The 2,618-nt window shown below is 32.6% G+C and carries 3 protein-coding genes; all 3 read right to left on the reverse strand.

All coding sequences use genetic code 11. The features are described 5' to 3' along the window. Positions 1-350, reverse strand: a 350-nt coding sequence (locus N4A42_RS00420; RefSeq protein WP_367172437.1) for a DUF1501 domain-containing protein, incomplete at its 3' end; no start/stop codon positions are given. Between the two features lie 2 nt (positions 351-352). Beyond that, the gene (locus N4A42_RS00425; RefSeq protein ID WP_294068426.1) at positions 353-1,726 is read right to left on the reverse strand and encodes a DUF1800 domain-containing protein; all 1,374 of its coding nucleotides are present in this window, start codon (positions 1,724-1,726) and stop codon (positions 353-355) included. A gap of 220 nt (positions 1,727-1,946) precedes the next feature. Then, on the reverse strand, positions 1,947-2,618 hold a 672-nt coding region (locus N4A42_RS00430), incomplete at its 5' end, for an aldehyde dehydrogenase family protein (protein ID WP_294068428.1).

The raw sequence follows: 2,618 nt of genomic DNA on the forward strand, positions 1-2,618 counted from the left end.
CTAAAATGTGATCGTACAGGGTTTGGATAACCTACATTATTGATAATTGAAAGTTCACCATTATCATATAATGTGCGCAAAGGAGCTAAACTAGAATGAAAACCTAAATCGTCATTTAGCTTTATAACATCTTTTGTAATTGCTAAACGAGGTCTTGCATTGTAATAAACATCATTATTATAAGGAATAATTGTGTTTAACCCATCGTTTCCACCAGCCAATTGAATAATAACCAAACGTTTATAACCCAATTGATTTGTTGGCAACACCTCAAATGCCTTAACAAAACTAGGAACGAAAAACAAGCTACTCGCTAATGCAGAATCTTTAATAAACTTTCTCCTATCCATAACTAGCACATTTGATATTCCGGCAAAGACATTAACTGAACACAGTAGTCGCGCTTAGAAGCTTTACTTAAAGTGTTTAAAAAGCTTGCTGTACCTTTGTTTATAGTTCCCTGAATGATTATGTCTGTTAAATTTTCAGTTGCAATAGAATCAAAATTCTTAGAAAAAACATCCCAATTAGGTAAAACTTTAAAAGGCAATTTTCCTTTTGTTCTCTTAAAATATTGCTTTCTGAATTTATCATTAAAATCTCCATATTCTTTAAGAGATATTAAAGCATTGTTGAGTAAAACAGAAGGTAACTTTAACCTTACCATTATAGTATTAGCATCTATCCATGCTTTATCCCCTTTCCAGCCAGCAACATTAGGTGGATTTAATAATGATTGCCCTAATATTCTCTGAATAACCAACAAGTCTTTTTCTCTTTCAAATTTCACAGGAACTGTATTTGCAATACCAACCAAGAGCTCTATTGGAGATTTTATTTTTGCTCCTATATTTTTATCATTGTAAAACCAATCTGACAGAAAAACAAAACGCATTAATTTTTCAATATTATAATCTTTATAAAACACCTCAGTCATAGCTTCTATGTGAGTATTGTTTGGCACAGGATTTACAAAATAACGATAGATTTTGCTTGAGACATATTGAGCACATTCTCTTCGTTCTAGTATTTTATCAATGATATCATCGCCATTATAACGTGCCGTTTCGCCAAAAAACGTTTTAAAACCATCATCGTGCTGGTTTTCTCTAAATACAAACTCACCATAAAAATTATGGTTATAACCCGTAAATGCTCTAGCGCTTTCTTTTATGTCTTTTTCTGAATACTTACCTTCACCTAATGTGAATAATTCCATTAATTCTCTGGCGAAATTCTCGTTAGGATGACGCTTTCTATTTTGCTTGCCGTTTAAATATTTAAGCATAGAGGTCTCTTTAGAAATTGCTTTTACAAAATCTCTAAAATCACCAAGTGCGTAATCCCTTAGTGTATTATTATACTGAAGCATATGCAGCGGATTGCGATCTCTGCATACAAAATGATTGGCCCAAAAAAGCGTCATTCGTTCTCTTAGCAATTCGGTAGGATTTATAAGCCGATTGACCCAAGCATAATTCAGTTCTAAAATACTTTTACTGCTTTTATCTCTTATTTCTTTTTCTAATGAAGGATACTTTTTAAGGTCTGAAGGATTTATTCCATCTAAATAAGAAAGATCTATATACAAAGGCGTTATAGGTTCTGCGTTACGAAAAAGCACATCAACAACTTTCTTTCTGCTCAAAGAAGTATTACTAAGCAGTATTGGATTAATTCCAAAACCTGCTCGCCAATATAAATGTTGAATTTCTTTTTGATTCATATAAAAATTAGACTACACAGACGCTTAATAGTTTAATTAGTACAATTTTTATTCCAAAGACTAAGCTCTAAAACGTTTTCACCTATTAATTAGTATTTTAAGATGTAGAATATACGATATTAAAAAAATCTAAAACCTCTTAATATTACCCTGAAATAGATTAAATAAAAAAACCACATCAATTGATGTGGTTTTAATAATTTTAATATTTGATTATCTCTTACAAATCAAATTTAATTCCCTGAGCTAAAGGTAACTCATCAGAATAGTTGATTGTATTGGTTTGTCTTCTCATGTATACTTTCCAAGCATCAGATCCAGACTCACGTCCACCACCAGTTTCTTTTTCTCCACCGAATGCACCACCAATCTCAGCACCAGAAGTACCAATATTTACATTAGCAATACCACAGTCAGAACCAGCATATGATAAGAATTTTTGAGCTTCTTTCATGCTTTCAGTCATGATTGCAGAAGATAATCCTTGTGCTACTCCATTTTGGATATCGATTGCATTTTCCACTTCACCAGAATACTTAATTAAGTATAATACTGGAGCAAATGTTTCGTGTTGTACAATTTCATAGTGATTTTCAGCTTCGATAATCGCTGGCTTCACATAACATCCAGACTCATAACCTTCACCTTCTAATACACCACCTTCTACTAATACGTTTCCACCTTCAGCTTTTGCTTTTTCAATAGCAGCTAAATACGTATCTACAGCGTCTTTGTCAATTAATGGTCCTATATGATTCTTTTCATCTAATGGATTTCCAATTGTTAATTGTCCATAAGCACCAACAATAGCATCTCTTACTTTATCATAAACCGATTCGTGAATGATTAGACGACGTGTAGAAGTACAACGTTGTCCACAAGTTCCAACAGC

The organism is Winogradskyella sp., from assembly GCF_025210595.1.
GTDB lineage: Bacteria > Bacteroidota > Bacteroidia > Flavobacteriales > Flavobacteriaceae > Winogradskyella.

Bases quoted from the DNA above. Each gene is read 5' to 3' on its own strand.
- N4A42_RS00425 (WP_294068426.1), bottom strand. From the start codon at position 1,726: ATGAATCAAAAAGAAATTCAACATTTATATTGGCGAGCAGGTTTTGGA.